At 72.1% G+C, this 22,632-nt stretch carries 24 protein-coding genes and 1 tRNA gene; 15 read left to right on the top strand and 10 right to left on the bottom strand.

Features of this window, described 5'->3' with window-relative positions; all coding sequences use genetic code 11:
* Positions 1 to 117: 117 nt before the first annotated feature.
* The 6 genes from OG490_RS17125 (at position 118) to OG490_RS17100 (ending at position 6,393) form a co-directional block, all read left to right on the top strand.
* Positions 118 to 600, top strand: a complete 483-nt coding sequence (locus OG490_RS17125) for a CarD family transcriptional regulator (protein ID WP_003953493.1) — start codon at positions 118 to 120, stop codon at positions 598 to 600.
* A gap of 282 nt (positions 601 to 882) precedes the next feature.
* Positions 883 to 1,629, top strand: a complete 747-nt coding sequence (ispD, locus tag OG490_RS17120; RefSeq protein ID WP_330297172.1) for a 2-C-methyl-D-erythritol 4-phosphate cytidylyltransferase — start codon at positions 883 to 885, stop codon at positions 1,627 to 1,629.
* Positions 1,619 to 2,122: a 2-C-methyl-D-erythritol 2,4-cyclodiphosphate synthase gene (gene ispF / locus OG490_RS17115; RefSeq protein ID WP_330297171.1), complete on the top strand. Its 504-nt coding sequence runs from the start codon at positions 1,619 to 1,621 to the stop codon at positions 2,120 to 2,122. The genes ispD and ispF overlap by 11 nt, the downstream gene beginning before the upstream one ends.
* Positions 2,123 to 2,225: 103 nt before the next feature.
* Complete coding sequence (cysS, locus tag OG490_RS17110; protein WP_330297170.1) at positions 2,226 to 3,623, top strand: cysteine--tRNA ligase; 1,398 nt, start codon at positions 2,226 to 2,228, stop codon at positions 3,621 to 3,623.
* 106 nt (positions 3,624 to 3,729) lie between these two features.
* Positions 3,730 to 4,701, top strand: coding sequence for a 23S rRNA (guanosine(2251)-2'-O)-methyltransferase RlmB (rlmB, locus tag OG490_RS17105; RefSeq protein ID WP_330297169.1), 972 nt, complete (start codon positions 3,730 to 3,732; stop codon positions 4,699 to 4,701).
* A gap of 156 nt (positions 4,702 to 4,857) precedes the next feature.
* Positions 4,858 to 6,393 carry a DoxX family protein gene (locus OG490_RS17100; RefSeq protein ID WP_330297168.1) on the top strand — a complete coding sequence of 512 codons (1,536 nt, stop codon included), beginning with the start codon at positions 4,858 to 4,860 and terminating at the stop codon, positions 6,391 to 6,393.
* 143 nt (positions 6,394 to 6,536) lie between these two features.
* Here the strand turns inward: OG490_RS17100 and OG490_RS17095 are convergent, their stop codons facing one another.
* The 3 genes from OG490_RS17095 to OG490_RS17085 all read right to left on the bottom strand — a co-directional run bounded on the left by OG490_RS17095 (position 6,537) and on the right by OG490_RS17085 (position 9,089).
* On the bottom strand, positions 6,537 to 7,307 hold the full coding sequence (locus OG490_RS17095; protein ID WP_330297167.1) for a nucleotidyltransferase family protein: 771 nt from the start codon (positions 7,305 to 7,307) through the stop codon (positions 6,537 to 6,539).
* Between the two features lie 41 nt (positions 7,308 to 7,348).
* A complete protein-coding gene (locus OG490_RS17090; protein ID WP_330297166.1) occupies positions 7,349 to 7,762 on the bottom strand; it encodes a hypothetical protein in 414 nt (137 codons plus the stop codon).
* Between the two features lie 217 nt (positions 7,763 to 7,979).
* Positions 7,980 to 9,089, bottom strand: a complete 1,110-nt coding sequence (locus OG490_RS17085) for an ABC transporter ATP-binding protein (protein WP_330297165.1) — start codon at positions 9,087 to 9,089, stop codon at positions 7,980 to 7,982.
* A gap of 179 nt (positions 9,090 to 9,268) precedes the next feature.
* Between OG490_RS17085 and OG490_RS17080 the strand changes: the two genes are divergently transcribed.
* Together OG490_RS17080 and OG490_RS17075 are read left to right on the top strand one after the other, a co-directional pair.
* Positions 9,269 to 9,940, top strand: coding sequence for a hypothetical protein (locus OG490_RS17080; RefSeq protein ID WP_330297164.1), 672 nt, complete (start codon positions 9,269 to 9,271; stop codon positions 9,938 to 9,940).
* A 79-nt stretch (positions 9,941 to 10,019) separates the two neighbouring features.
* Positions 10,020 to 10,094, top strand: a tRNA-Thr gene (locus OG490_RS17075).
* Between the two features lie 88 nt (positions 10,095 to 10,182).
* On the opposite strand, the gene OG490_RS17070 is transcribed toward OG490_RS17075, so the two are convergent.
* Positions 10,183 to 11,565 carry an NAD(P)/FAD-dependent oxidoreductase gene (locus OG490_RS17070; protein WP_330297163.1) on the bottom strand — a complete coding sequence of 461 codons (1,383 nt, stop codon included), beginning with the start codon at positions 11,563 to 11,565 and terminating at the stop codon, positions 10,183 to 10,185.
* Positions 11,566 to 11,724: 159 nt separating this feature from the next.
* On the opposite strand from OG490_RS17070, the gene OG490_RS17065 reads away from it, so the two are divergent.
* The 3 genes from OG490_RS17065 to OG490_RS17055 all read left to right on the top strand — a co-directional run bounded on the left by OG490_RS17065 (position 11,725) and on the right by OG490_RS17055 (position 13,958).
* Positions 11,725 to 12,450 carry a DsbA family protein gene (locus OG490_RS17065; protein WP_330297162.1) on the top strand — a complete coding sequence of 242 codons (726 nt, stop codon included), beginning with the start codon at positions 11,725 to 11,727 and terminating at the stop codon, positions 12,448 to 12,450.
* 9 nt (positions 12,451 to 12,459) lie between these two features.
* Complete coding sequence (locus OG490_RS17060; RefSeq protein ID WP_330297161.1) at positions 12,460 to 13,416, top strand: aminoglycoside phosphotransferase family protein; 957 nt, start codon at positions 12,460 to 12,462, stop codon at positions 13,414 to 13,416.
* Between the two features lie 68 nt (positions 13,417 to 13,484).
* The gene (locus OG490_RS17055) at positions 13,485 to 13,958 is read left to right on the top strand and encodes a GNAT family N-acetyltransferase (RefSeq protein WP_330297160.1); all 474 of its coding nucleotides are present in this window, start codon (positions 13,485 to 13,487) and stop codon (positions 13,956 to 13,958) included.
* Positions 13,959 to 13,989: 31 nt separating this feature from the next.
* On the opposite strand, the gene OG490_RS17050 is transcribed toward OG490_RS17055, so the two are convergent.
* Positions 13,990 to 14,982 (bottom strand): zinc-binding dehydrogenase, encoded by a 993-nt coding sequence (locus tag OG490_RS17050; protein WP_330300960.1) that lies wholly within the window; start codon positions 14,980 to 14,982, stop codon positions 13,990 to 13,992.
* Positions 14,983 to 15,166: 184 nt separating this feature from the next.
* Between OG490_RS17050 and OG490_RS17045 the strand changes: the two genes are divergently transcribed.
* Positions 15,167 to 15,841 carry a pentapeptide repeat-containing protein gene (locus tag OG490_RS17045; protein WP_330297159.1) on the top strand — a complete coding sequence of 225 codons (675 nt, stop codon included), beginning with the start codon at positions 15,167 to 15,169 and terminating at the stop codon, positions 15,839 to 15,841.
* A 55-nt stretch (positions 15,842 to 15,896) separates the two neighbouring features.
* Here OG490_RS17045 and OG490_RS17040 read toward each other — a convergent pair whose 3' ends face one another.
* The 3 genes from OG490_RS17040 to OG490_RS17030 form a co-directional block, all read right to left on the bottom strand.
* The gene (locus tag OG490_RS17040) at positions 15,897 to 16,400 is read right to left on the bottom strand and encodes a hypothetical protein (RefSeq protein ID WP_330297158.1); all 504 of its coding nucleotides are present in this window, start codon (positions 16,398 to 16,400) and stop codon (positions 15,897 to 15,899) included.
* A 99-nt stretch (positions 16,401 to 16,499) separates the two neighbouring features.
* Complete coding sequence (locus tag OG490_RS17035; protein WP_330297157.1) at positions 16,500 to 17,120, bottom strand: response regulator transcription factor; 621 nt, start codon at positions 17,118 to 17,120, stop codon at positions 16,500 to 16,502.
* Positions 17,117 to 18,280: a sensor histidine kinase gene (locus OG490_RS17030; RefSeq protein ID WP_330300959.1), complete on the bottom strand. Its 1,164-nt coding sequence runs from the start codon at positions 18,278 to 18,280 to the stop codon at positions 17,117 to 17,119. Before OG490_RS17030 ends, OG490_RS17035 begins: the two co-directional genes overlap by 4 nt.
* Before the next feature lie 443 nt (positions 18,281 to 18,723).
* Between OG490_RS17030 and OG490_RS17025 the strand changes: the two genes are divergently transcribed.
* Together OG490_RS17025 and OG490_RS17020 are read left to right on the top strand one after the other, a co-directional pair.
* A complete protein-coding gene (locus OG490_RS17025; RefSeq protein ID WP_330297156.1) occupies positions 18,724 to 19,263 on the top strand; it encodes a GlcG/HbpS family heme-binding protein in 540 nt (179 codons plus the stop codon).
* A gap of 40 nt (positions 19,264 to 19,303) precedes the next feature.
* The gene (locus OG490_RS17020; RefSeq protein WP_330297155.1) at positions 19,304 to 20,737 is read left to right on the top strand and encodes a M1 family metallopeptidase; all 1,434 of its coding nucleotides are present in this window, start codon (positions 19,304 to 19,306) and stop codon (positions 20,735 to 20,737) included.
* A 46-nt stretch (positions 20,738 to 20,783) separates the two neighbouring features.
* On the opposite strand, the gene OG490_RS17015 is transcribed toward OG490_RS17020, so the two are convergent.
* Both OG490_RS17015 and OG490_RS17010 read right to left on the bottom strand, forming a co-directional pair.
* On the bottom strand, positions 20,784 to 21,311 hold the full coding sequence (locus tag OG490_RS17015; RefSeq protein WP_330297154.1) for a GNAT family N-acetyltransferase: 528 nt from the start codon (positions 21,309 to 21,311) through the stop codon (positions 20,784 to 20,786).
* A gap of 118 nt (positions 21,312 to 21,429) precedes the next feature.
* Positions 21,430 to 22,005: a TerD family protein gene (locus tag OG490_RS17010; protein ID WP_330297153.1), complete on the bottom strand. Its 576-nt coding sequence runs from the start codon at positions 22,003 to 22,005 to the stop codon at positions 21,430 to 21,432.
* Between the two features lie 200 nt (positions 22,006 to 22,205).
* On the opposite strand from OG490_RS17010, the gene arfB reads away from it, so the two are divergent.
* Positions 22,206 to 22,631 (top strand): alternative ribosome rescue aminoacyl-tRNA hydrolase ArfB, encoded by a 426-nt coding sequence (gene arfB / locus OG490_RS17005; protein ID WP_330297152.1) that lies wholly within the window; start codon positions 22,206 to 22,208, stop codon positions 22,629 to 22,631.
* Position 22,632 lies beyond the last annotated feature (1 nt).

Here is a 22,632-nt window from a genome sequence, read left to right as displayed (position 1 = left end):
CAGCACGTTCCTGTCTGTGTTGTCAAGCCCCGAGATGTGCCCTGACCTGCGAAAACGCCATTCATAACAGTCAGTTCTCGTGTTACCCTGGATAGCCACGGAAGGGGTACCTGTCACATGACGTTCAAGGTTGGCGACACCGTGGTCTATCCCCATCACGGGGCCGCGCTGATCGAGGCTATCGAAACTCGCCAGATCAAAGGCGTGGACAAGACCTACTTGGTGCTCAAGGTCGCCCAGGGTGACCTGACCGTTCGCGTACCTGCGGACAATGCGGAGTTCGTAGGCGTTCGCGACGTAGTCGGCCAGGACGGGCTGGACCGGGTCTTCGAGGTGCTTCGCGCACCGTACGCAGAAGAGCCGACGAACTGGTCCCGGCGCTACAAGGCAAATCTGGAAAAGCTCGCTTCTGGCGATGTCATCAAGGTCGCCGAAGTTGTGCGTGACCTGTGGCGTCGTGAGCGTGAGCGCGGGCTTTCCGCGGGTGAGAAGCGCATGCTCGCGAAGGCGCGTCAGATCCTGGTGAGCGAGCTCGCGCTCGCCGAGAACACCAACGAGGACAAGGCCGAGGCCCTCCTCGACGAGGTGCTCGCGTCCTGACGCGATCGCCCGTACGTGTGGTCGTACACAGTTGTGCCGCGGTGCCCGATGACAAGGTGACTTGTTGCCGGGCGCTGCGGCATGTCTGGACCCATGTAGGCGCCCGGACCTATGTGGGCGCCCGGACCCATGCAGGCATCCGGACCCATGCCGGTACTGGTGTGCCGGGTCCGGTCAGCCGCCTCGACCGGTCGTCACGGAAGGGGCGAGGGGCGTCGCACCCGGCACCCTTCAGGCCATACCCATGTCGGCCGAAGTCACAAACCTGGCTCGGAGCTACTGATGTCTGACGAATCGCGCCCCCACCGCACCGCCGCGGTGATCCCGGCCGCCGGACGCGGAGTCCGCCTCGGCCCCGGCGCCCCCAAGGCGCTGCGGACCCTGGGCGGCATCCCCATGCTCATCCACGCGGTCCGCGCCATGGCGCGCTCCCGCGCCGTCTCCCTGGTCGTCGTCGTGGCTCCGCCCGACGGCGCCGCGGAGGTACGCCGCCTCCTGGACGAGCACGCGCTGCCCGAGCGCACGGAGATCCTCGTGGTCCCCGGCGGGGAAACCCGGCAGGAGTCCGTGCGCGCCGGCCTGGAGGCCCTCCCGGCCGATGTCGACGCCGTCCTCATCCACGACGCGGCCCGCCCGCTCGTCCCCGTGGACACCGTCGACTCGGTGGTCGAAGCGGTCCGCGGCGGTGCGCCCGCCGTCGTACCGGCCCTGCCGCTGGCCGACACCGTCAAGGAGGTCGAACCCGGCGTGCCGGGCGAGCCCGAGCCGGTCGTCGCCACCCCCGTCCGGGCCCGGCTGCGCGCCGTCCAGACCCCGCAGGGCTTCGACCTGGCCACGCTGCTGCGTGCGCACGAGAAGATCGCCGTGGACGGCGAGGGTGCCACGGACGATGCCGGGATGGTGGAGCAGCTCGGCGTCACCGTCGTGGTCGTACCCGGCCACGAAGAGGCCTTCAAGGTCACCCGCCCGCTCGACCTGGTCCTCGCCGAGGCCGTACTCGCCCGCCGGAGGGCCACCGATGTCTACTGACCAGCCCGCCCCCCTCATCCCGCTCGTCGGCATCGGCACCGACGTCCACGCCTTCGAGACCGGCCGCGAGCTGTGGTGCGCCGGCCTGCTCTGGGAGGGCGAGGACGGGCTGGCCGGGCACTCCGACGGGGACGTCGCCGCGCACGCCGCCTGTGACGCGCTCTTCTCCGCGGCCGGCGTGGGCGACCTCGGTGCGCACTTCGGCACCTCGCGCCCCGAGTGGTCCGGCGCCGCCGGGGTCACCCTGCTGGCGGAGGCCGCCCGGATCGTCCGCGCCGAGGGCTTCGAGATCGGCAACATCGCGATCCAGGTGATCGGCGTACGCCCGAAGATCGGCAAGCGGCGCGAAGAGGCGCAGAAGGCGCTCGCCGCCGCCGCGGGCGCCCCCGTGTCCGTCTCGGGCACCACCACCGACGGACTGGGGCTCACCGGCCGGGCCGAAGGCCTGGCGGCCATCGCCACGGCCCTCGTGTACCGGACGAACCGGGCCTAGTACCCCGTACGGGGGCCGCACCTGCGGCTCTTCGACAACAAAGCGGGCCCCGCGTACCGAAAGGGTCGCGGGGCACTGCTACAGGCCCACTACCCTGGATGCCGTGACTATTCGCCTGTACGACACCAGCGCCCGGCAGATCCGCGACTTCGTCCCGCTCGTTCCGGGCTGCGTCTCGATCTACCTCTGTGGCGCCACCGTGCAGGCGGCACCGCACATCGGGCACGTGCGCTCGTACCTGAACTTCGACATCGCGCGCCGCTGGTTCACCTACCGCGGCCTCGACGTCACCTTCATCCGCAACGTCACCGACATCGACGACAAGATCATCGCGAAGTCCGAGGACCAGGGGCGTCCCTGGTGGTCCATCGGCTACGAGAACGAGCGGGCCTTCAACGACGGCTACAACGCGCTGGGCTGCCTCCCGCCCACGTACGAGCCGCGCGCGACCGGCCACGTGCCCGAGATGATCGAGATGATGCGCGGCCTCATCGAGCGCGGTCACGCGTACGAGGCCGACGGCAGCGTCTACTTCGACGTCCGCTCCTTCCCCGGCTACCTGGAGCTGTCGAACCAGAACGTCGACGACCTGCGCCAGCCCGACGAGGGCGTCGCGGGCAAGCGCGACCCGCGCGACTTCGCGATGTGGAAGGCCTCCAAGCCCGGCGAGCCCGACTGGGAGACCCCGTGGGGCCGCGGCCGTCCCGGCTGGCACCTGGAGTGCTCCGCGATGGCGCACAAGTACCTCGGCAGCGCCTTCGACATCCACGGCGGCGGCCTCGACCTGATCTTCCCGCACCACGAGAACGAGATCGCCCAGGCCAAGGCCTACGGCGACGAGTTCGCGAAGTACTGGATGCACAACGCCTGGGTCACCCTCTCCGGCGAGAAGATGTCGAAGTCGCTGGGCAACTCCGTCCTGGTCTCCGAGATGCTCAAGGTCTGGCGCCCGATCGTGCTGCGCTACTACCTCGGCACCCCGCACTACCGCTCGATGATCGAGTACAGCGTGGACTCGCTGCGCGAGGCGGAATCCGGCTTCGCGCGCATCGAGGGCTTCATCCAGCGCGTCATCGAGAAGGCCGGCCAGACGGTCGAGCCGGCCGCCGAGGTCCCGCCCGCCTTCGCCGAGGCCATGGACGACGACATGGGCGTCCCGCAGGCGCTCGCGATCATCCACACCACCGTCCGCCAGGGCAACAGCGCACTCGCCGCCGACGACAAGGACGCCGCGATCGCGCGACTGGCCGAGGTACGGGCCATGCTGGGCGTCCTGGGCCTCGACCCCCTCGACCCCCACTGGGCGGGCGAGGCGGACCGCGGGGAAGACCTCCACGGCGCCGTGGACACCCTCGTGCGCCTGGTCCTGGAACAGCGCGAGTCCGCTCGCGAGCGCAAGGACTGGGCCACCGCCGACGCCATCCGCGACCAGCTCCAGCAGTCGGGCCTGGTCATCGAGGACAGCCCCACCGGACCCCGCTGGACGCTCGGCCCCCGCTGAGCCCCCGGAGCGTCCCTCTGGAGCATTCAGATTGGGCCGCCCGGCGTTCCGGGCGGCACACTCTTCATACGTACATATCGCAGCATCAACGAAACAGGTAGAGGTCATGGCCGGGAACAGCCAGCGCAGGAACCGCCGCACGTCCAATAAGAAGGGCGCGACGGTTGGCAGCGGTGGCCAGCGGCGCAGGGGTCTCGAAGGCAAGGGCCCCACGCCCAAGGCCGAGGACCGCAAGAAGCACAAAGCCAACCGCATCAGCAACGCCATGGCCCGCCAGGCCGCCAAGCGCCGTCCGGCCCCCCGCCGCGGCGGCCCCAAGGGCACCAGCGAGATGGTCGTCGGCCGCAACCCGGTCTTCGAGGCGCTGCGCGACGGCGTACCGGCCACCACCCTCTACGTCCAGCAGTTCATCGACAACGACGAGCGCGTCCGCGAGGCCCTCCAGCTCGCGGCCGAGCGCGGCAACATCAACCTGATGGAAGCCCCGCGCCCCGAGCTCGACCGGCTGACCAACGGGCTCAACCACCAGGGCCTGGTCCTCCAGGTCCCGCCGTACGAGTACTCGCTCCCGGACGAGCTCACCGCCAACGCGTACGACAACGGCGAGGACCCCCTCATCGTCGCCCTCGACGGGATCACCGACCCGCGCAACCTCGGCGCGATCATCCGCTCCGTCTCCGCCTTCGGCGGCCACGGCGTGGTCGTACCCGAGCGCCGCGCCGCCAGCATGACCGCCGGCGCCTGGAAGTCCTCGGCCGGCACCGCGGCCCGTACCCCGGTCTCGCGCGTCACCAACCTGACCCGCGCCATCCAGGACTACAAGAAGGAAGGCCTGACCATCGTCGGCCTCGCCGCCGAGGGCACCCACGAGGTCCACGAGCTCGAGGCGCTGGGCGGCCCCGTCGTCATCGTCATCGGCTCCGAGGGCAAGGGCCTCGGCCGTCTCGTCGGCGAGAACTGCGACTACCTGGTCCGCATCCCGATGCCGGGCGGCGCCGAATCCCTCAACGCCGGTGTCGCCGCGGGCGTCGTCCTCTACGAGGCCGCCCGCCGCCGCGCCACCCGCGGCCGCGTCTGAGCACCACGAGCGCCCGCCGCTTGATCCACTTGGCTCACCGGACGTGACCCGTGAGCGTGCCACCCCGCCCCTTCCGGGCGGGGTGGCTTGATTTGACGGGTCTCGGACACATCCCTGATGTCAAGGCAGTGTCCTAAACACTCATCACTCGGTTAGATGAGTGTGGACACCAGAACGCCAGGGTTCGACGACCAGCCCGCGCTGAGCATGGTCAAGGTGCCGTGCGACCCCGCACAGGTCATCGTCAACCACGCCAGCTTCCGCGTGCGGCTCGCACCAAGCCCCAGCGCGCGTCCCAAGCCCGCGGGCATCGCCGGCCTCGCCCCCGCGCTCGGAGGGGCCCTCGCGGCCGCCGGAGCCGGCGCGGGCCGCCGCCGCCCCGTCGTCTGGAGCGGCAAGTCCGCCCCTGGTGACGCCGCGGCCAGCGCCGCGATGGGAGGCCTGCTCCAGGCCGTACGCGAGCACGGGCGCGGCCACGACGAGTACGACGGCGGAGCCACCCAGGTCATCCCGCGCATCGACCTCGCCCACGACCTCGCCGAGGACACCCTCGCCACCCCGACCGTCATCGGCCAGCGCAGCTACGGCGACCCGGACGAGACCCGCATCCAGCCCGCGATCCGGGAGCTCTCACCGGAGGCCTACGAGGCCTACGGGGCCGCGCTCGCCGAGGGCTCCGGACCCGGCGCGGACACCCGCCGGGCACCGGGCGACGCCCGCGCGCAGGCCCAGTACTACCCCGGCCGCCGGATGAACCTGGGCGTCGTGCTGCTCCCGCTGCGCGTCTTCCTCGGCTTCATCTCCATCTACGCCGGCATGGGCAAGCTGTGCGACCCCGTCTACTTCGACGGCGGCGAGCGCGGCTCGATGGTCACCTGGCTGCAGACCCTGCACCCCTGGGCGCTGGCCGAGCCGCTGCGCGACTTCGCCCTCGCGCACCCCGTGGGCGCCGGGCTCAGCGTGGCCTTCCTCCAGGTGATCGTCGGCGTCCTCACGGTCTTCGGCCTGTGGCAGCGGTTCGCGGCCTGCTTCGGCGCGCTGCTCTCCGCCGCGCTGCTGATGACGGTCAGCTGGAAGACCGTGCCCGCCTACGACGCGCCCGACATCATCTACCTCGCCGCCTGGAGCCCCCTGATCATCGCGGGCGCCCCGGTGTACTCGCTGGACGGGCGGCTCGCGGGCGAGGCCTGGCGCACGCTGGGCCCCCGCACCGAGGTCTGGCGGCTGCGGCGGCGCGTGCTGCGGCGCGGGGCCGTCATGGCCACCGTGGTCTGCGGGCTCACCCTGCTCGTCGGCTCGCTCCTCGGCGGGGCCGTCCGCTCCACCACCGTGGTCACCGTGCCCGGGCCCGGCCAGGCCCCGAGCAACTACCTCCCCGGGCGGCCGCTGCCGCGCACCCCGCAGCAGCAGCCGACGCAGACGGCCCCCTCGAAGCCGGCCGCGCAGCCCTCGGCCGCAGCCTCCTCGCCGGCCGCCAAGTCCGGCCGCGGCGCGACCGGTTCGGCCACCCCGGGAGCCACCGGCTCCGGGACGCCCTCCGCCACCAAGGCCGCCGGCAGCAGCCCGCGGAGCACGCCCCGCCAGTCCACCCCGCAGAAGCCCCCGGCCTCCCCCTCGGGGACGGGCAGCGGCGGGTCCACCGGGGACACGGCGCCGAAGAAGCCCGGTCTGGTGGGCGGCCTCCTCGGCTGAGGGGGGCACGGACGGCATCACGAAGAGGGCCCGGCACGCGACACGCGTACCGGGCCCTCTTCGTTCGTTCGCGGTGCGGGCAGCCACCGGAGCCCACCGGAGCCCACCGGAGCCACCGGATCCCGCAGAGCCGCCAGGAGCCGCTAGGAGCCGCTCTGCGCGGCCAACTCCCTTGCGGCCTCGGTCAGGTCCTTCGCCGTGTCGATCGCCCGCCAGTAGGCCCCCTGGGGCAGCGGGAAGCCCGCGAGGCGCCGCTCGCGCGCCAGGCGCGGGAACGTCGTACGTTCGTGGTCCCCCAAGTCCGGCAGCAGCGCGGCGAATTCGGGCCCGAAGACGTACACCCCGGCATTGACCGGGTACGGGGACTGCGGCGCCTCGATGAAGTCCAGGACGTGCCCGTACTCGTTGATCTCCACGACCCCCCAGGGGATCCGCGGACGGGCCAGCGCGAGGGTGGCCGTCGCCCCGCGCTCGGTGTGGAAGGCCGCCATCTCGCGCAGCGAGAAACGCGTCCACACATCGCCGTTCGTCGCGAACCAGGCCCGGTCCGGGTGCGGAAGGTGGCGCGCGGCGTACTTGAGGCCGCCGCCCCGGCCCAGCGGCTCGTTCTCCACGACGGTGGTCACGCGCAACGGCAACACGGCCTCGGCCAGCCACTCCTGGAGCACCTCGGCGAGGTGCCCGCAGGAGACCACCGCGTCGGTCACCCCCTCGGAGGCCAGCCAGGCCAGTTGGTGCCCGATGATCGGCAGCCCGGTACCCGGGATCTCCACCATCGGCTTCGGACGGTCGTCCGTGTACGGCCGCAGCCGCGACCCCTGGCCACCCGCCAGGACCACTGCCTGGGTCGGGGAAGCCGGGAACGCGGCTGCGTGCGGGCGGGAAGGGAACGCGGCGTCGGCCGGATCGCTCATGTCGGTGTGCGGTGCGGTACGGGAGCTGTGTGCGGTGGCCGTCAGCCCATGGAGGCGACGCCGGACGCGTACCCGGTGTCGCACACCGGCCGCGCGAACGACTGCGCCTTCGTGGGCCCGTAGGCGTCGACGGCCGCCCGGCCCAGGGCGCGCGCGATCCCCACGCAGTGCTCGGCCAGCGAAGGCCGCCTGTCGACCTCCTGCTGGAGGTGGGTCAGTACGTCACCGGGCTGCTCGCCCTGTTGGATCTCGCTCACCAGCTTGTCGCGGAGCAGGTCCTGCGCGGGACGGGGCTTCGCGGGGACGGAGACGTCCTCGGCGGACGCGGTCAGGATCTGGGAGGGGGTGTTGTCCGCCCAGGGGACCATGGTGACCGCGAGGGTCCCGGACAGGACCAGGACGACGGGCAGGACCAGGGCGAGGGATCGGCCGATACGGCGGGCAGTGTGGGTCACGAGGGCGAGAGTAGCGCTCGGTGAAGATTTGGCGACATTTAGTCACCCGGTCGGGGGATGGTTCGACGTGGCTTTTCGAATTAAGGGTTGACGTGCGGGGCCGAATGGCCCGATCTGTCGGAAGTTGCGAAACCTTCCGAACCTCAGGAACTAGCGCCGAAGGGGCGCCCCTTGACGGGACGCCCCTTCGGCGGGTCCAACAGGTGGAGCGGACGGATCACTTGGTGAAGCGGGAACCCGAGTTGGAGAGACGGGCACCGGAGGACGTCGAGAAGACGTGGATCTCGTCGGCGCGCGGGACGACGTGCAGCGTCGAGCCCTTCTCGGGCACCTGGCGGCCGTTGACGCGCACCACGATGTCCTGCGAACCCTCGGAGTGCGAGGTCGAACCGTAGACGTAGCCGTCGGCGCCGAGCTCCTCCACCACGTTCACGGTGATGGTCAGGCCGCCCGTCTCGGCGACGTCGAAGTGCTCGGGGCGCACGCCGACCGTGACGGTGCGGTCGCCCGCGTCGGCGGCGGCGGTCAGCGCCTCGCGCGACACCGGGACCACGCTGTCGCCGAACTTCACGCCGCCGTCGGTGATCGGGACCTCGACCAGGTTCATGGCCGGGGAGCCGATGAAGCCGGCCACGAAGAGGTTCGCGGGACGGTCGTACATGTTGCGCGGGGTGTCGACCTGCTGCAGCAGACCGTCCTTCAGCACGGCCACCCGGTCACCCATCGTCATGGCCTCGACCTGGTCGTGGGTGACGTAGACGGTGGTGATGCCCAGGTCGCGCTGGAGCGCGGCGATCTGGGTACGGGTGGACACGCGGAGCTTGGCGTCGAGGTTCGACAGCGGCTCGTCCATGAGGAACACCTGCGGCTTGCGGACGATCGCGCGACCCATCGCGACGCGCTGGCGCTGGCCGCCGGAGAGCGCCTTCGGCTTGCGGTCGAGGTACTGGGTCAGGTCCAGCATCTTCGCCGCGTCCTCCACCTTCTTGCGGATGGTGGCCTTGTCCTCACCGGCGATCTTGAGCGCGAAGCCCATGTTGTCGGCGACGGACATGTGCGGGTACAGCGCGTAGTTCTGGAACACCATCGCGATGTCCCGGTCCTTGGGCGGCAGGTGCGTGACGTCGCGGTCACCGATGCGGATCGCGCCGCCGTTGACGTCCTCCAGGCCGGCGAGCATGCGCAGCGAGGTGGACTTGCCGCAGCCGGAGGGGCCGACGAGGACGAGGAACTCGCCGTCCGCGATCTCCAGCTCCAGCTGGTCGACGGCGGGCTTGTCGCCGCCGGGGTACAGACGGGTCGCCTTGTCGAAAGTGACAGAAGCCATGGTGATGAATCCCTTCTACCGGCAGGAACGTGCCGGACGATCCGAGTGGAAGGTCTAGTCCAGTGACCTGGACTCGGCCCGACGCTACCGGGCCGCGCCCCTCCTGTCAGTACCCGGACCGCAGTGACTTCCCCGACCTTCGCGGACGACTGTCAGAGGCGGCTGCTTTGATCACGCCCATGACCATCTACGACCTCACCCGCGCCCTGCCCGACCCGCAGACCCTGCGCGACCGCTGCCGGGCGCTGGCGGCACTGGAACTGGTGATCAGCGGCAACGAGGACGGCGGCTACTTCTCCTACGACCCCGCGTGGGGCCCGGGGGAGGAGGCGGCCTTCATGGAGAACGGCTCGGGCGACGAGTACGCGATCGTCTTCACGGAACACGGGGTCTTCGGACTCGGATTCGCCCACGAGTCGCCCATGAGTCCGTGGGGCGACGAGGACACGGCGCTGTGGCCCGGACTGCTGGACGGCATACCGGAGGCCTTCCGGCCGCAGCTGACGGAGCCGGCCTTCTGCGAGGAGGAGGGCGTGCTCCAGGCCACGGCCGTCTTCTGGCGTGAGACCGCAGACACGGCCTGGCGCGCGGGCAAGGTCGACTTCCCGGCGGACGAGCCCTACGCGGACGGGGTGGACGACCTCTTCGAGGTCCTGGCGGCAGGCACCCCGGAGGCCTACCGCGCCTTCGCCGAGGACTACTACGAGACCGACCTCCCCCTGGAAGCGATCCGCCACGTCTGGGAGCTGCGCCCCCTCACACAGGAGATCGTGGACGCCCTGAACCCGGGACTGCCACTGGAGGCGGTGGGTCCGCGGGTTGCCCGCTGCGGGTACCCGCAGCTGCGGTAAAGGGGCGGAAAGCCCTTCGCTGCGTGGTCTTGCCGATGTGTAGAGTGAAGGCGATTCCGTGCGCTGCACGGGGTCGTATGCCTCCTTAGCTCAGTCCGGCCAGAGCAACGCACTTGTAATGCGTAGGTCGTCGGTTCGAATCCGACAGGGGGCCCCGTTCCAGGTCAGAGGTTTGCCGGCCCAGGGGATTCGTACGGAAGCGGAAGGCCCCGGGTGATCACCCGGGGCCTTTCTTCGCCTGGTCAGCCGCGGCCCGAGATGCGGTCTGCCAGGCGGGCCAGGGGGGTTGTGGTCGGGGTGTGGGTGGTGGATTCGCGGCGGTCGGCCTCGCGGTAGGCGGCGTAGAGGGCCTGGACGCCGAGCCAGCGGAAGGGCTCCGGCTCCCAGCGGCGGACGCGGTGGTTGACCCAGGGGAGGGTCGTCAGGTCCGTCTTGTCGCCCAGGACCAGGTCGCGCAGGGTGCGGGCCGCCAGGTTGGCGGTGGCCACGCCGGAGCCCACGTAGCCGCCGGCCCAGCCGAGGCCGGTGGTGGCGTCCAGGGTGACCGTGGCGCACCAGTCGCGGGGGACGCCCAGGACGCCGGACCAGGCGTGGGTGATCTCCACGCCGGTGAGGGCGGGGAAGAAGGATTCCAGGAGGTGCGTGAGGGAGGCGATGGTCGCGGGCTGGGTGCGGCCGTCGTTGTCGGTGCGGGAGCCGTAGCGGTACGGGACTCCGCGGCCGCCGATGGCGATGCGGTCGTCGGCGGTGCGCTGCGCGTACATGTAGGCGTGGGCCATGTCGCCCAGGGTTTCGGCGCCGGACCAGTTGAGCTGGGACCAGAGGTCTTGGGAGAGCGGGGCCGTCGCGATCATCGAGGAGTTCATGGGGAGCCATGAGCGCTTCTGGCCCTTGAGGGCGGCGGTGAAGCCCTCGGTGCAGCGCAGTACGTACGGGGCGCGGACCGTGCCGTAGGGGGTGAGGGCCCGGCGCGGGGCGATCTCGGTGACGGGGGTGGATTCGTGGATGACCACGCCCAGGCGTTCGCAGGCGGCCGCCAGTCCCTTGACCAGCTTCAGGGGGTGGATGCGGGCTCCGTGCGGGGTCCAGCTGGCGCCGACGGCGTCGGCGACGTTGATGCGGGCGCGGGCGTCGGTGGCGTCGTAGAGCTCGCGGTCGGTTTCGCCGAAGGCGAGCTCGGCGGCGTGGAAGGCCTTGAGGCGGGTCAGTTGGGCGGGGGTGCGGGCGACTTCGAGGACTCCGCCACGGTGGATGTCCGCGTCGATGTTCTCCTTGGCGGCCACGTCGATGACTTCGGTGACGGTGTCGTTCATGGCGTGCTGGAGGCGCTGGGCGGCCTGGTGGCCGTGGAGGGCGGCGTAGCGGTCGCGGCCGGCGATCCCGTTGTAGAGCCAGCCGCCGTTGCGGCCGGAGGCCCCGTAGCCGCAGAACTTCTGCTCCAGGACGGTGACGCGCAGATCGGGGGCGGCGGTCTTGAGGTAGTAGGCGGTCCACAGGCCGGTGTAGCCGCCGCCGACGATGACGACGTCGGCGGTGGCGTCGCCGGTGAGGGGGGTGCGGGGTGGGTGGTCGGTGGCGGTCTCGTCCGTCGCGTACCAGAAGGAAATTCCGCCGTTGATGGTCATGGGGGAGTTGGTACACGGCGTTTCGGAGGGGTGTCCAGGGTCGTGATGTCGGGTTTTGAGGTGCGAGGGGTGGCCGAATGGTTGATGTGGGGGAGGGGGTTCCGTCTTTAGGGTGAGGCGGGGGTTTTGTTGGGTTTTTGCATGAGAGGTGCGGTTCGTATGGTGCGGGTTGTGGTGGCGGGACGGGTGGTCGCGGCGGTTGCGTCGGTGGCGCTGCTGGGCGGGGCCGTCATCGGCTGCGGGTCCGGAGCGGCGGGCGAAGGGGTGTCCTCGGTCGCCTCCGACGTGCAGGTGCGGACCAGTCCGATCGCCGATCGGCTCGCGAAGCTGCCGGCCGCGGTCGACGGGGACAAGGTCGTCGTGGGCAGGCCGGACGCGCCGTGCACCGTGCAGGTGATGGTGGACCCGAAGTGCGGCTACTGCGCGAAGTTCGAGGAGGCGGGCGGCGAAACGCTGTTCAAGCTCGCGGATGCCGGGCAGGTGAAGATCGAGTACCTGCTGGCTTCGTTCCTGGACCAGGGCGGGCAGAGCGGTTCGGTCAGGGCGGTGAACGCGCTGCGCGCGTCCGTCGACGCCGGGAAGTTCGCGGAGTACCACGCGGCGGTCTTCGCGAGCCAGCCGAAGGGGAGGTTCACCGACGAGGTGCTCCTGAAGATCGCGGACGCGGTGCCGGGGCTGCGCGGGGCCGGGTTCGACAAGGCCGTGAAGGACCAGACGTACAAGGAGTGGGTCGGCGAGGCCGAGAAGGGCTTCGAGGCGACGGGGGCGCAGGGCACGCCGTTGGTGCTGGCGGACGGGAAGCCGGTCGGGGCGAAGGACGGGTCGATGTTCGACGCGAAGGGGTTCGCGGAGGCGTTGAAGGCGGTCGGGGTCGGGGCTTCGTAGGCTCGGCGGATGCGCAAGGGTGAGGGTGAGGGCGGACTCGGCTGGGGCGGCCGGATTCCGGACGGGCTGGTGCGGGCGCAGCTCGATGACAACGGCGCCGCCGGGCGGGAGTTCGTCGACGGGCTGCCGGGCCGGGTGGCGCTGTTCCTGGAGCGGTGGGAGCTGCGGACCACGGGGCCCGGGATGTACGGAGTGACGGCCCTGGTGCTGCCGGTGGAACGGGCGGACGGGACGGCGGCCGCGCTGAAGCTGCCCGCGCCGGACGAGGAGAACGCGGGGGAGGCGCTCGCGCTGCGCGCGTGGGCCGGGGAGGGCTGCGTACGGCTGCTGGAGTCCGACGCGGCCACCGGGACCCTGCTGCTGGAACGCCTCGACGAGGCTCGGCCGCTGTCGGCGCTGGCGGTACGGGACTCCCGGCGCGCGGTGGCGGTCGTCGGGGAACTGCTGGCCCGGCTGACGGCGGTGCCCGCACCGGCGGGGCTGCGGCGGCTGGGGGACATCGCGGCCGGGATGCTGGAGGCGGTGCCGGGGGCGCTGGAGCAGGTGGCGGACGGCCGGGCGCGGGGGCTGGTCGCGGACTGCGCGGCGGCGGTCGCGGAGGTGGCGGGGGAACCGGGGGACCGGCTGCTGCACTGGGACCTGCACTACGACAACGTGCTGGCGGGCGGCGCGGGCGGCGCGGGCGGCGGGGGAGCCGGTGGCGGCCGTGCGGAGTGGCTGGCGATCGATCCGAAGCCGCTGTCCGGGGACCCGGGGTTCGAGCTGCTGCCCGCGCTGGTGAACAACTTCCGGGCGGGGGAGGTGCGGTGGCGCTTCGATCTGCTGGCGGAGGCGGTGGGGGCCGACCGGGAACGGGCCCGGGCGTGGACGCTGGGCCGGGTGCTGCAGAACTGCCTGTGGGACCTGGAGGACGGGGACCAGCCCGCGCAGGCCCAGCTGGCGGTCGCGGAGTCGCTGAGGGCGTGAGGGCGTGAGGGCGTGAGGGGCATGAGGGCGTGAGGACGGGGAGAACCGGGGCCTCGTAGGGTGCGGGGATGATCCGTAACGCAGTCGTCAGCGACATCCCCGTGATCCACGCCATGATCCGCGAGCTCGCGGACTACGAGAAGGTGCCGGACGAGGCGCGCGCCACCGAAGAGCAGCTGAGGGAGGCGCTGTTCGGGGAGCGGCCGGCGGCGTTCGCGCACATCGCGCAGACGCCGGAGGGCGAGGCGGTCGGGTTCTCGCTGTGGTTCCTCAGCTTCTCGACGTGGCGCGGGGTGCACGGCATCTACCTGGAGGACCTGTACGTACGCCCCGGCGTGCGCGGTGGCGGCCACGGGAAGGCGCTGCTGCGGGAGTTGGCGCGGATCTGCGTGGAGCGCGGCTACGAGCGGCTGGAGTGGTCGGTCCTGAAGTGGAACGAGCCGACGATCGCCTTCTACGAGGCCCTGGGCGCGCGGCCGCAGGACGAGTGGTCGGTGTACCGGCTGACGGACGGGGCACTGTCGGAGCTGGGCTCGGCCTAGGCCGAAGGAGACGGCCTCCAGCCGACGCGCCCTACGGCTCCAGGACGACCTTTCCGGTGGTGGCGCGGTTCTCCAGGTCGTGGTGGGCCGTGGCCGCCCGGGCGAGGGGGTAGCGCTGGAGGGCGGGGCGCAGGCGGCCGGAGGCGGCTTCGGCCAGGGCGCGGGTTTCGAGGAGGCGCATCGGATCGTCGCCGCCGGCGCGCTGGAGCATGGCGGGGCCGAGGACGTTGCGCGTGGTGATACCGCGGGCGTCGAGGGCGGCCCGGTCGGCGTCGGTGAGGGGGATCGGGCCGCCGGACCAGCCGAAGACGACGTGGGCGGCGCCGTCGGCGAGGAGGTCGAGCGCGGTGCGGGCGACGGTCCCGCCGACGGAGTCGAAGAGGACGGTGGCGCCGCCGGGGTGGTGCGCGCGGACGGCTTCGGCCCAGTCGGGGCGGGTGTAGTCGAGGGCGAGGTCGGCGCCGTTGGCGGCGGCCATGGCGGTCTTGCCGGGGCCGCCTGCGAGGGCGACGACGGTGGCTCCGGCCTGCTTCGCGTACTGGACGAGCAGCGTGCCGATGCCGCCCGCGGCGGCGGGGACCAGGACGACGGAGCCGGGGCCGAGGTCGGCGAACTGGAGGATCCCGAGCGTGGTGCGGCCGGTGCCGATCATGGCGACGGCGGTGGCGGGGTCGAGGCCGGCCGGGATGGCGTGCAGCCGGTCGGCGTCGGCGACGGCGTACTCGGCGTAGCCGCCGGGGGCGAATCCGAGGTGGACGACGACGGGGGTGCCGAGCCAGGCCGGGTCGGTGCCGGGGCCGAGGGCGTCCACGGTTCCGGCGACCTCGCGGCCGGGGATGGTCGGGAGCTCCGGGAGGGGTGAGGGCGGGCCCTGGACGCCGCGGCGGAGCATGGTGTCGAGGAGGTGGACCCCGGCGGCGGCCACGGCGATGCGGACCTGGCCGGGGGCGGGGACGGGGAGCGGCGCGGGTTCGTAGGTGAGGTTCTCGGCGGGGCCGAAGGCGTGGAGCCGGACGGCGTGCATGGCGCCGGGGGCGCCCGGGGCGTGCATAGCTCCGGCTCCGGGTGCGGGCGTGGGTTCGGGTGAGGGCGCGGCTGCGTGTGCGTGGGTGGTTGGCATGCGGTCAGCCTGTTACCTCAAGCGGGGTTGAGGTCAAGGGTGTGTGCGGGGGCGCGGGTCTGTCAGTGGGGTGGTCCAGGATGGGGGAATGGCACGCAAAGGGCACGAGCAGGGTGTGAAGGCGGCGCGGCGGCCGGAGGTGCGGCTGCCGGAGCTGAGCGCGTGGGAGGGCGGTGAGCTGGAGCCGGACGGGGACTACGACGGGCTGGAGCTCGTCGACGCGGACCTGGTGGGCCAGGACGGGGTGGGGGCCCGGTTCATGGACTGCGCCCTACGGCGCTGCGCGCTGGACGAGACCGGCCTGGCCAAGGCGCGGTTCCTGGACTCGGTCCTGGAGGGGGTCCGGGGAGTCGGGACCGACCTGTCGGGGGCTTCGCTGCGGGACGTGGAACTGCTGGAGGCCCGGCTGGGCGGTGTGCAGCTGCACGGGGCCGTGCTGGAGCGGGTCCTGGTGCGCGGGGGGAAGATCGACTATCTGAATCTGCGGACGGCGCGGCTCAAGGACGTGGTCTTCGAGGGGTGCGTCCTGGTGGAGCCGGACTTCGCGGGGGCGGTGCTGGAGCGGGTGGAGTTCAAGGACTGCACGCTGCGCGGGGCCGATTTCACGGGGGCGCGGCTGACGGACGTCGACCTGCGCGGGGTGGCGGAGCTGGACATCGCGCGCGGGGTGGAGGCGCTGGCGGGGGCGGTGATCAGCCCGGCGCAGCTCTTCGAACTGGCGCCGGCCATGGCCGCGCAGCTGGGGCTGCGGGTGGTGGCGTAGGCGGCGGAGGAGACGCAGGCCGGGCGGGGGGCCGGCCGGACCGGGGCCGGGGCGGCTACGCCGGGACGCGGGGGAAGCGGGACTGCAGGGACCAGATGACCGGGTTGTCGCCGAGGCCCTCGTGCATGTCGACGAGGTCCGCGATCAGGTCGTGGAGGAAGTCCCGGGCTTCGCGGCGCAGCAGCCGGTGGCTGAAGGTCAGCGGGTCCTCCTCCGACGGCATCCAGTCGGCCTCGACGTCGACCCAGCCGAAGCGGCGCTCGAAGAGCATGCGGTCGCTGGACTCGGTGAAATCGAGCTCCGCGTACTGCCGGTTGGCGGAGCGGCTGCCGCGCGGGTCCTGGTCGAGCTGCTCGACGATGTCGCAGAGCGCCCAGGCGAAGTCCAGTACCGGCACCCATCCCCAGGCTGTGGACACTTCCCGGTCCGCGTTGGTGTCGGCGAGGTAGACGTCACCGCAGAACAGGTCGTGGCGCAGCGAGTGGACGTCCGCCGAGCGGTAGTCGGTCTGCGGGGGGTCGGGGAAGCGCCGGGAGAGGGAGTAGCCGATGTCGAGCACGTACCCGATGGTGTCACGCCCCCGGCGGTCCCCCCACCGGGACCGGCGCCGGAGCGGGCCCGGGCCCCGGGATCGGCGGCCGCGACCGGCCGCCGGGTCTCAGGGGAGGAGGCGCTGCTCCTTGGCCACGGCCACCGCGCCCGCGCGGGTGTCGACGCCGAGTTTGTCGTAGATGCGGCCCAGGTGGGTCTTGACCGTGGCTTCGCTGATGAACAGGGCGCGGGCGATGTCGCGGTTGCCGAGGCCGCGGGCCAGCTGGCCGAGGATGTCGAGTTCACGGTCCGTCAGGGTGGGGCGGGTTCCGCGCATGTGGGCCATCACGCGGCTGGCCACGGGCGGGGAGAGGGTGGTGCGGCCCTGCGCCGCCGAGTGGATCGCGGAGAACAGCTCCTCAGGGCGCTCGGCCTTGAGGAGGTAGCCGGTGGCGCCCGCGCCGATGGCCCGGGTGATGTCCGCGTCCGTGTCGTAGGTGGTCAGGACCAGGACGTGGGGCGGGTTGTGGCCCGCCGTGATGCGGCGCGTGGCCTCGACCCCGTCGATGCCCTCGCCGAGCTGGAGGTCCATGAGGACCACGTCGGGGCGGAGCTTCGCCGCGAGCGCGACCGCCTCCTCGCCGCTGCCGGCCTCGCCGAGGACCTCGATGTCCGGTTCGCTGCCGAGGAGGGCGAGCAGCCCGGCGCGGACCACGACGTGGTCGTCGCACAGGAGGATCGTCGTCATGGTGTGGGCTCCAGGGGGATCGAGGGCGACACGGGGATCGAGGCCGAGAGGACGGTGCCCTCGCCCGGGGCGGATTCGACGGTCAGGGTGCCGCCGAGCTGGCGGACGCGGGCGCGCATCGCGGGTAGCCCGTGGCCCCGGTTCTCCGGTCCCGCGTCCGGTGCCGTGTCCTGGGCGAAGCCGTGGCCGTCGTCCGCGATGTCCAGGACCACCTGGTCGCCCAGGAAGCTCAGGGTGATGGCGGCGGTACGGGCCCGCGCGTGTTCCCGTACGTTCGCCAGCGCGCCCTGAGCGATGCGCAGCAGGGCCGACTCCGCGCGGTCGGGCAGCGGGACCGGGGTGCCCTCCAGGTGGAAGCGGACCTCGATGTCGGGGCCCGCGCCCAGTGCGCGCAGGGCGTCGGCGAGGCCCGCGCCGTCGGCGAGTTCGCGGGGCGCGAGGTCGTGGACCAGCCGGCGGGCCTCGGCGAGGCCGCGGGCCGTGATGTCGGTGGCGGTACGGACGTGCGCGCGGGCGGTGCCCGGGTCCGTGTCCCAGGTGCGGTCGGCGGCCTGCAGCAGCATCTGCTGACTGGACAGGTGCTGGGCCAGGGTGTCGTGGATCTCCATGGACAGGCGCTGGCGCTCGGCGAGGGTGCCTTCGCGGCGTTCGGTGGCGGCGAGTTCCCGGCGGGTGCGGATCAGGTCGTCGATCAGGGTGCGCTGGGCCTGGGCCTGGCGCTCCATGTGGATGAACACGGCGGTCGCGAGCGCGGCGACGGCGGGCGGTGCGAGGAGCAGGTTGGGGTCGAAGGGCTCCCCGGCGCCGGTACGGGCGGACAGCTGGAGCTGGGCGGCCACGACGAACACCGTCAGCAGCGCGACGAGGACCACGGCCGCGCGGGGCGGGAGGGTGCGCAGCGCGGTGTAGAAGAGCGGCACCGCACACCAGGCGAAGCTCGGCGCGAGGACGACCAGGACCACCCAGACGGCGACGACCAGGCCGAGCCAGAGGAGCCGGCGCAGGGTGGGGGCGGCGGTGCCGAGGGCGGGGCCGAGGACGTAGAGCAGGGCCAGGGTGATGCCGAGGGCCAGGATCCACGGGGTGCGGGGCTCGCCGGGGTGGCGCAGGAGGAAGCGGGCGATGGAGGCGCCGAGGAGGAGGAAGAAGGTGGTGTGCATGACCGTGGCGAGGGCGCGGGTGCTCTGTGGGGGTGGGGTGGGGATCCCACTGCGTGGGGGCGCGCTGGTCACGGGGGCTCCTGTGTTGTGGTGCGTATGTCCATGGTGCGGGGTGGTTGCGGTGGGTGCCGCTGCGCGGGGCTCTCCCCTACCCGCCCTTCCACCGTTCCCCGGGGCTCCGCCCCGGACCCCGCGCCTCAAACGCCGGCGGGGCTGGAATTTGCCCGGCGGGGCTGGAGGGTGTGGCCGGTGGGAGACCAGGTAAGCCGTCGCCGGAACCGCACCGCATCAGCCGATCGGTTGACCCCGGGGTCAACCGGTGCGCTGGCCGTTGGGAGCCGGTACGGGGACGGGTGGGCGGGGGGTGCGGGGAGAGGGTGGGAACACGGCAGGACACGGCAGGACCGCCCGCCGAGCCGACGACGTTCTCAGGAGCAGCAGACATGAACACCCGCACCCGCGTTCTCACCGGTACCGCCCTCGCCGTCGCTCTCGGTGCAGGCACCTTCGGCGCCGTCAGCGCCACCGCCGCGCCCGCCCCGGCGGCTGCCTCCGCCAAGAAGGACAACGACCGCAACTTCACCACCTCCACCCACCTCACGATCGACGCCGCCACCCGCGCCGCCCAGGCCGCGCTGGAAGCCGCCGAGAAGGAGAACCAGAAGGTGACCGTCGCGGTCGTCGACCGCAACGGGAACACCATCGTGACCCTGCGCGGCGACGGCGCGGGCCCGCAGTCCTACGAGTCGGCGCAGCGCAAGGCCTTCACCGCCGTGTCCTGGAACGCCCCGACCTCCGTGCTCGCGGGCCGCCTCGCGCAGGCCCCGAACCTGAAGGACATCCCCGGCACCCTCTTCCTCGCGGGCGGCACCCCGGTGCAGGCCAAGGGCGCCCCGGTCGCGGGCATCGGCGTGGCCGGCGCCCCGAGCGGCGACCTGGACGAGAAGTTCGCCAAGGCCGGCGCCGACTCGCTCGACAAGTAGTCCGAGCAGTCACACCGGAGAGGGAAGTAGGGTCGAGAGCGTGTATCCGCGCTCTCTTTCCCGTCTCGCCGCCCCCGCCGTCGCCGCCCTGCTCGCCCTCACCGCGGGTTGTACGGGCAGCACCGTGCAGGGGCGGCCGGGGGCGTCGGGGGTGCGCGACCCGTTCTTCCCGAAGGCCGGCAACGGCGGTTACCAGGTCGACCACTACGACTTGGACTTCGACTACGACCCTGCCACCGGGAAGATGGACGCCACGGCGGTCATCACCGCGCGCGCCGAGCAGGGGCTCAGCTCATTCAACCTCGATCTCAGCGGGCTCGACGTCGAGGAGGTCACCGTTCAGGGTGCCGGGGCCCGTTTCAACCGGACCGGCAAGGAACTGACCGTGCGCCCCGCGAAGGATCTGAAGCGGGGCGAGGTCTTCGTTGCGGAGATCGACTACGCGGGCGTGCCCAAGCCCCTCACGGATCCCGACGGCTCCCAGGAGGGCTGGATCCCGACCGCGGACGGGGACGGTGCGGTCGGCGTCGGCGAGCCGGTCGGGTCGATGGCCTGGTTCCCGGGCAACCACCACCCGAGCGACAAGGCCACCTACGACATCAGGGTCACCGTGCCCAAGGGGTACGAGGCCGTGTCCAACGGGGAGTTGAGCTCCCGGACCGAGGAAGCGGACGGGCGGACGGCGTTCGCCTGGCACAGCCCGGAGCCGATGGCGAGCTATCTGGCGACCGTGGCCGTCGGGAAGTTCGCGGTGACGACGGGGAAGACCGCCTCGGGGATCCCCGTCCACAACGCGGTGGCGCCCAAGGAGGCCGCGGCGAGCGCGGCCGTGCTCGCGCGGCTGCCCGAGATGGTCGAGTGGGGCAGCGCCAGGTTCGGCCCGTACCCCTTCTCCACGACGGGGGCGATCGTGCTGGCCAAGGGCACGCTCGGCTACGCATTGGAGACCCAGACCCGGCCCGTCTTCTCCGGTGCGCTCACCGGCGCCCGCGGCGAGTCGTTGCTCCTGCACGAGCTGGCCCACCAGTGGTTCGGGGACTCGGTGTCGCCGAAGTCCTGGAAGGACATGTGGCTCAACGAGGGGTTCGCGACCTACGCCGAGTGGCTGTGGTTCGAGGAGCACGGCGGGCCCAGCGCGCAGGAGCGGTTCCAGGCCTTCCTCGACGGTGACACCGATGTGGACGACGAGGCCGCCTCCGACTGGGCCGCCTTCCCACCGGCCGCCCCGCCCGGCGCCAAGGAGATCTCCGATCCTCCGGTGTACGCGCGCGGGGCGATGGTCCTGCATCGGGTCCGGCAGGAGGTCGGCGACGAGAAGTTCTTCGCCCTCGTGCGCGGCTGGGCCGCCGACCACCGGCACGCGAACGCGAGCACGGCCGATTTCACCGCCTACGCGCAGGAGAAGACGGGCCACGACCTGAAGAAGGTCTGGGACGTCTGGCTGTACGGGACGGAGCACCCCAAGGCCCCGTAGGCCCGCAGCCCCGTAGGCCCGCGTCCCCATCCCGTAGGCCCGGGTCCTATGCGTCCTGGAGCGGCTTGCGCAGCACCGTGCACGGGCGGCCCGCCTCGCGGTCGGCGGCCTGGCGCAGGGGTGCGTAGCCCTGGGCCTGCCAGAACGCGAGGCCCTTGGTGTTGCCGTCCAGTACGGCGATGCGTACGCCCGCGCGTCCGGCGGCCCGGAAGCGGTCCTCGACCAGGGCGGCCATGGCGCGGCCGTGGCCCCCGCGGTGTGCGGTGGCGTCGATGAGCAGCAGGCCGATCCACGGGTCCGGGTCCCCGGAGGCCGGGTCTGGGTGGTGGGCCCGGGTGGCGGCCAGGCCTACGAGGCGGCCGGCCGAGCGGGCGAGGAGGACTTCGGCGCCCTCGTGCGAGAGCTCGTCGGCGAGGGAGGCCGCGACCTGTTCGACCGTGATGCGGCCGGCGTCGGGGAAATCGCCGCTGAGCTCGAAGAACGCGTGGTTGGTCGCGTAGAGCGAGGCGATTTCGGTCAGGACCGGGCCCGGTAGGGCGCCGTCCTCGGCGGGGACGAGCGGGAGGAGGATCACCTACCGAACGGTAGCGAAGCCCCCTCCCCGGACGGCCGGGAGGGGGCTTCGGCTGTGCCGGCGTCGTGCGGCGTCAGGCCGGGGGCCTGGCGCCGTCGGACTCGGCGGTCGCTCGGACTCAGACGTTGACGCCGAAGTCCTGGGCGATGCCGGTCAGGCCCGAGGCGTAGCCCTGGCCCACGGCGCGGAACTTCCACTCCGCGCCGTTGCGGTAGAGCTCGCCGAAGACCATGGCGGTCTCGGTCGCCGCGTCCTCGGAGAGGTCGTAGCGGGCGATCTCGGCGCCGCCGGCCTGGTTGATGACGCGGATGTACGCGTTGCGGACCTGGCCGAAGTTCTGGCTGCGGGTCTCGGCGTCGTAGATGGAGACCGGGAAGACGATCTTGTCCACGTCGGCCGGGAGGCCGGCGAGGTTGACGTTGATCGACTCGTCGTCGCCCGAGCCCTCACCGGTGCGGTTGTCGCCGGTGTGGACGATGGTCTGGTCCGGGGTGGACTTGTTGTTGAAGAAGACGAAGTGGCCGTCGGAGACGACCTTGCCCATGGGGTTGACCGCGATGGCCGACGCGTCGAGGTCGAAGTCGACACCCGTCGTGGTCCGTACGTCCCAGCCGAGGCCGACCGTGACGGCCGCGAGGCCCGGGGCCTCCTTGCTGAGCGAGACGTTTCCGCCCTTGGAGAGGCTTACTGCCATGGTGACTGGTGTCCCTTCCTAGTCTCACGTGATGCCGCACTTGGTCCCGCTTGTCCCGACTTGTCGGTGACCGGCTTGTCGTATGACCGCGAGATTGCCCAAGTTACCGCTGCCCTCCATAACGCCGGGAGGGGGTCGGTAGGTTCCGGATCCGCGAAATGCGCGTGACGCGGGGTGGCGGGGGGCGGATCATAGGGGGCATGCCTGGTCCCCATGTCATCCGCGGTTCCGTCGTGCTCCCCGAGGGCGAGCTCGCCTGGCGCTTCTCGCGGTCCTCGGGTCCGGGCGGCCAGCACGTGAACACCTCCGACTCGCGCGTGGAGCTGCTCTTCGACCTCGCGGCGACCAAGTCGCTGCCGGACGTGTGGAAGGAGCGCGCCCTGGAGCGGCTCGCCTCGCGGCTGGTCGACGGCGTGGTGACGGTACGGGCCTCCGAGCACCGCTCGCAGTTCCGTAACCGGGAGATGGCGCTGGTCCGGCTGACCTCGCTGCTGGCGGAGGCGACGGCGCCGCCGCCGAAGGCGCGGCGGGCGACGAAGATCCCCCGGGGGATCAATGAGCGGCGGCTGCGCGAGAAGAAGGCCCGCGGCGAGACCAAGCGGGGCCGGAACGCCCGGGACTGGTAGG

The sequence above is a fragment of the Streptomyces sp. NBC_00503 genome (assembly GCF_036346895.1).
In the GTDB taxonomy this organism is placed as follows: domain Bacteria; phylum Actinomycetota; class Actinomycetes; order Streptomycetales; family Streptomycetaceae; genus Streptomyces.
Note: the sequence above shows the minus strand (reverse complement) of the source record. Positions and strands in the feature narration are given on the sequence as shown.

What these genes read in the sequence shown, in the direction of transcription:
- rlmB (WP_330297169.1), top strand. Translation starts at nt 3,730, where the DNA reads ATGGCCGGGAACAGCCAGCGCAGGAACCGCCGCACGTCCAATAAGAAG.
- OG490_RS17030 (WP_330300959.1), bottom strand. Translation starts at nt 18,280, where the DNA reads ATGCACACCACCTTCTTCCTCCTCCTCGGCGCCTCCATCGCCCGCTTC.
- OG490_RS17045 (WP_330297159.1), top strand. Translation starts at nt 15,167, where the DNA reads ATGGCACGCAAAGGGCACGAGCAGGGTGTGAAGGCGGCGCGGCGGCCG.
- OG490_RS17070 (WP_330297163.1), bottom strand. Translation starts at nt 11,565, where the DNA reads ATGACCATCAACGGCGGAATTTCCTTCTGGTACGCGACGGACGAGACC.
- OG490_RS17095 (WP_330297167.1), bottom strand. Translation starts at nt 7,307, where the DNA reads ATGAGCGATCCGGCCGACGCCGCGTTCCCTTCCCGCCCGCACGCAGCC.
- OG490_RS17025 (WP_330297156.1), top strand. Translation starts at nt 18,724, where the DNA reads ATGAACACCCGCACCCGCGTTCTCACCGGTACCGCCCTCGCCGTCGCT.
- OG490_RS17085 (WP_330297165.1), bottom strand. Translation starts at nt 9,089, where the DNA reads ATGGCTTCTGTCACTTTCGACAAGGCGACCCGTCTGTACCCCGGCGGC.
- OG490_RS17065 (WP_330297162.1), top strand. Translation starts at nt 11,725, where the DNA reads ATGGTGCGGGTTGTGGTGGCGGGACGGGTGGTCGCGGCGGTTGCGTCG.
- arfB (WP_330297152.1), top strand. Translation starts at nt 22,206, where the DNA reads ATGCCTGGTCCCCATGTCATCCGCGGTTCCGTCGTGCTCCCCGAGGGC.
- OG490_RS17100 (WP_330297168.1), top strand. Translation starts at nt 4,858, where the DNA reads ATGAGTGTGGACACCAGAACGCCAGGGTTCGACGACCAGCCCGCGCTG.
- OG490_RS17125 (WP_003953493.1), top strand. Translation starts at nt 118, where the DNA reads ATGACGTTCAAGGTTGGCGACACCGTGGTCTATCCCCATCACGGGGCC.
- OG490_RS17055 (WP_330297160.1), top strand. Translation starts at nt 13,485, where the DNA reads ATGATCCGTAACGCAGTCGTCAGCGACATCCCCGTGATCCACGCCATG.
- ispD (WP_330297172.1), top strand. Translation starts at nt 883, where the DNA reads ATGTCTGACGAATCGCGCCCCCACCGCACCGCCGCGGTGATCCCGGCC.
- ispF (WP_330297171.1), top strand. Translation starts at nt 1,619, where the DNA reads ATGTCTACTGACCAGCCCGCCCCCCTCATCCCGCTCGTCGGCATCGGC.
- OG490_RS17010 (WP_330297153.1), bottom strand. Translation starts at nt 22,005, where the DNA reads ATGGCAGTAAGCCTCTCCAAGGGCGGAAACGTCTCGCTCAGCAAGGAG.
- OG490_RS17080 (WP_330297164.1), top strand. Translation starts at nt 9,269, where the DNA reads ATGACCATCTACGACCTCACCCGCGCCCTGCCCGACCCGCAGACCCTG.
- OG490_RS17035 (WP_330297157.1), bottom strand. Translation starts at nt 17,120, where the DNA reads ATGACGACGATCCTCCTGTGCGACGACCACGTCGTGGTCCGCGCCGGG.
- OG490_RS17060 (WP_330297161.1), top strand. Translation starts at nt 12,460, where the DNA reads ATGCGCAAGGGTGAGGGTGAGGGCGGACTCGGCTGGGGCGGCCGGATT.
- OG490_RS17050 (WP_330300960.1), bottom strand. Translation starts at nt 14,982, where the DNA reads ATGCACGCCGTCCGGCTCCACGCCTTCGGCCCCGCCGAGAACCTCACC.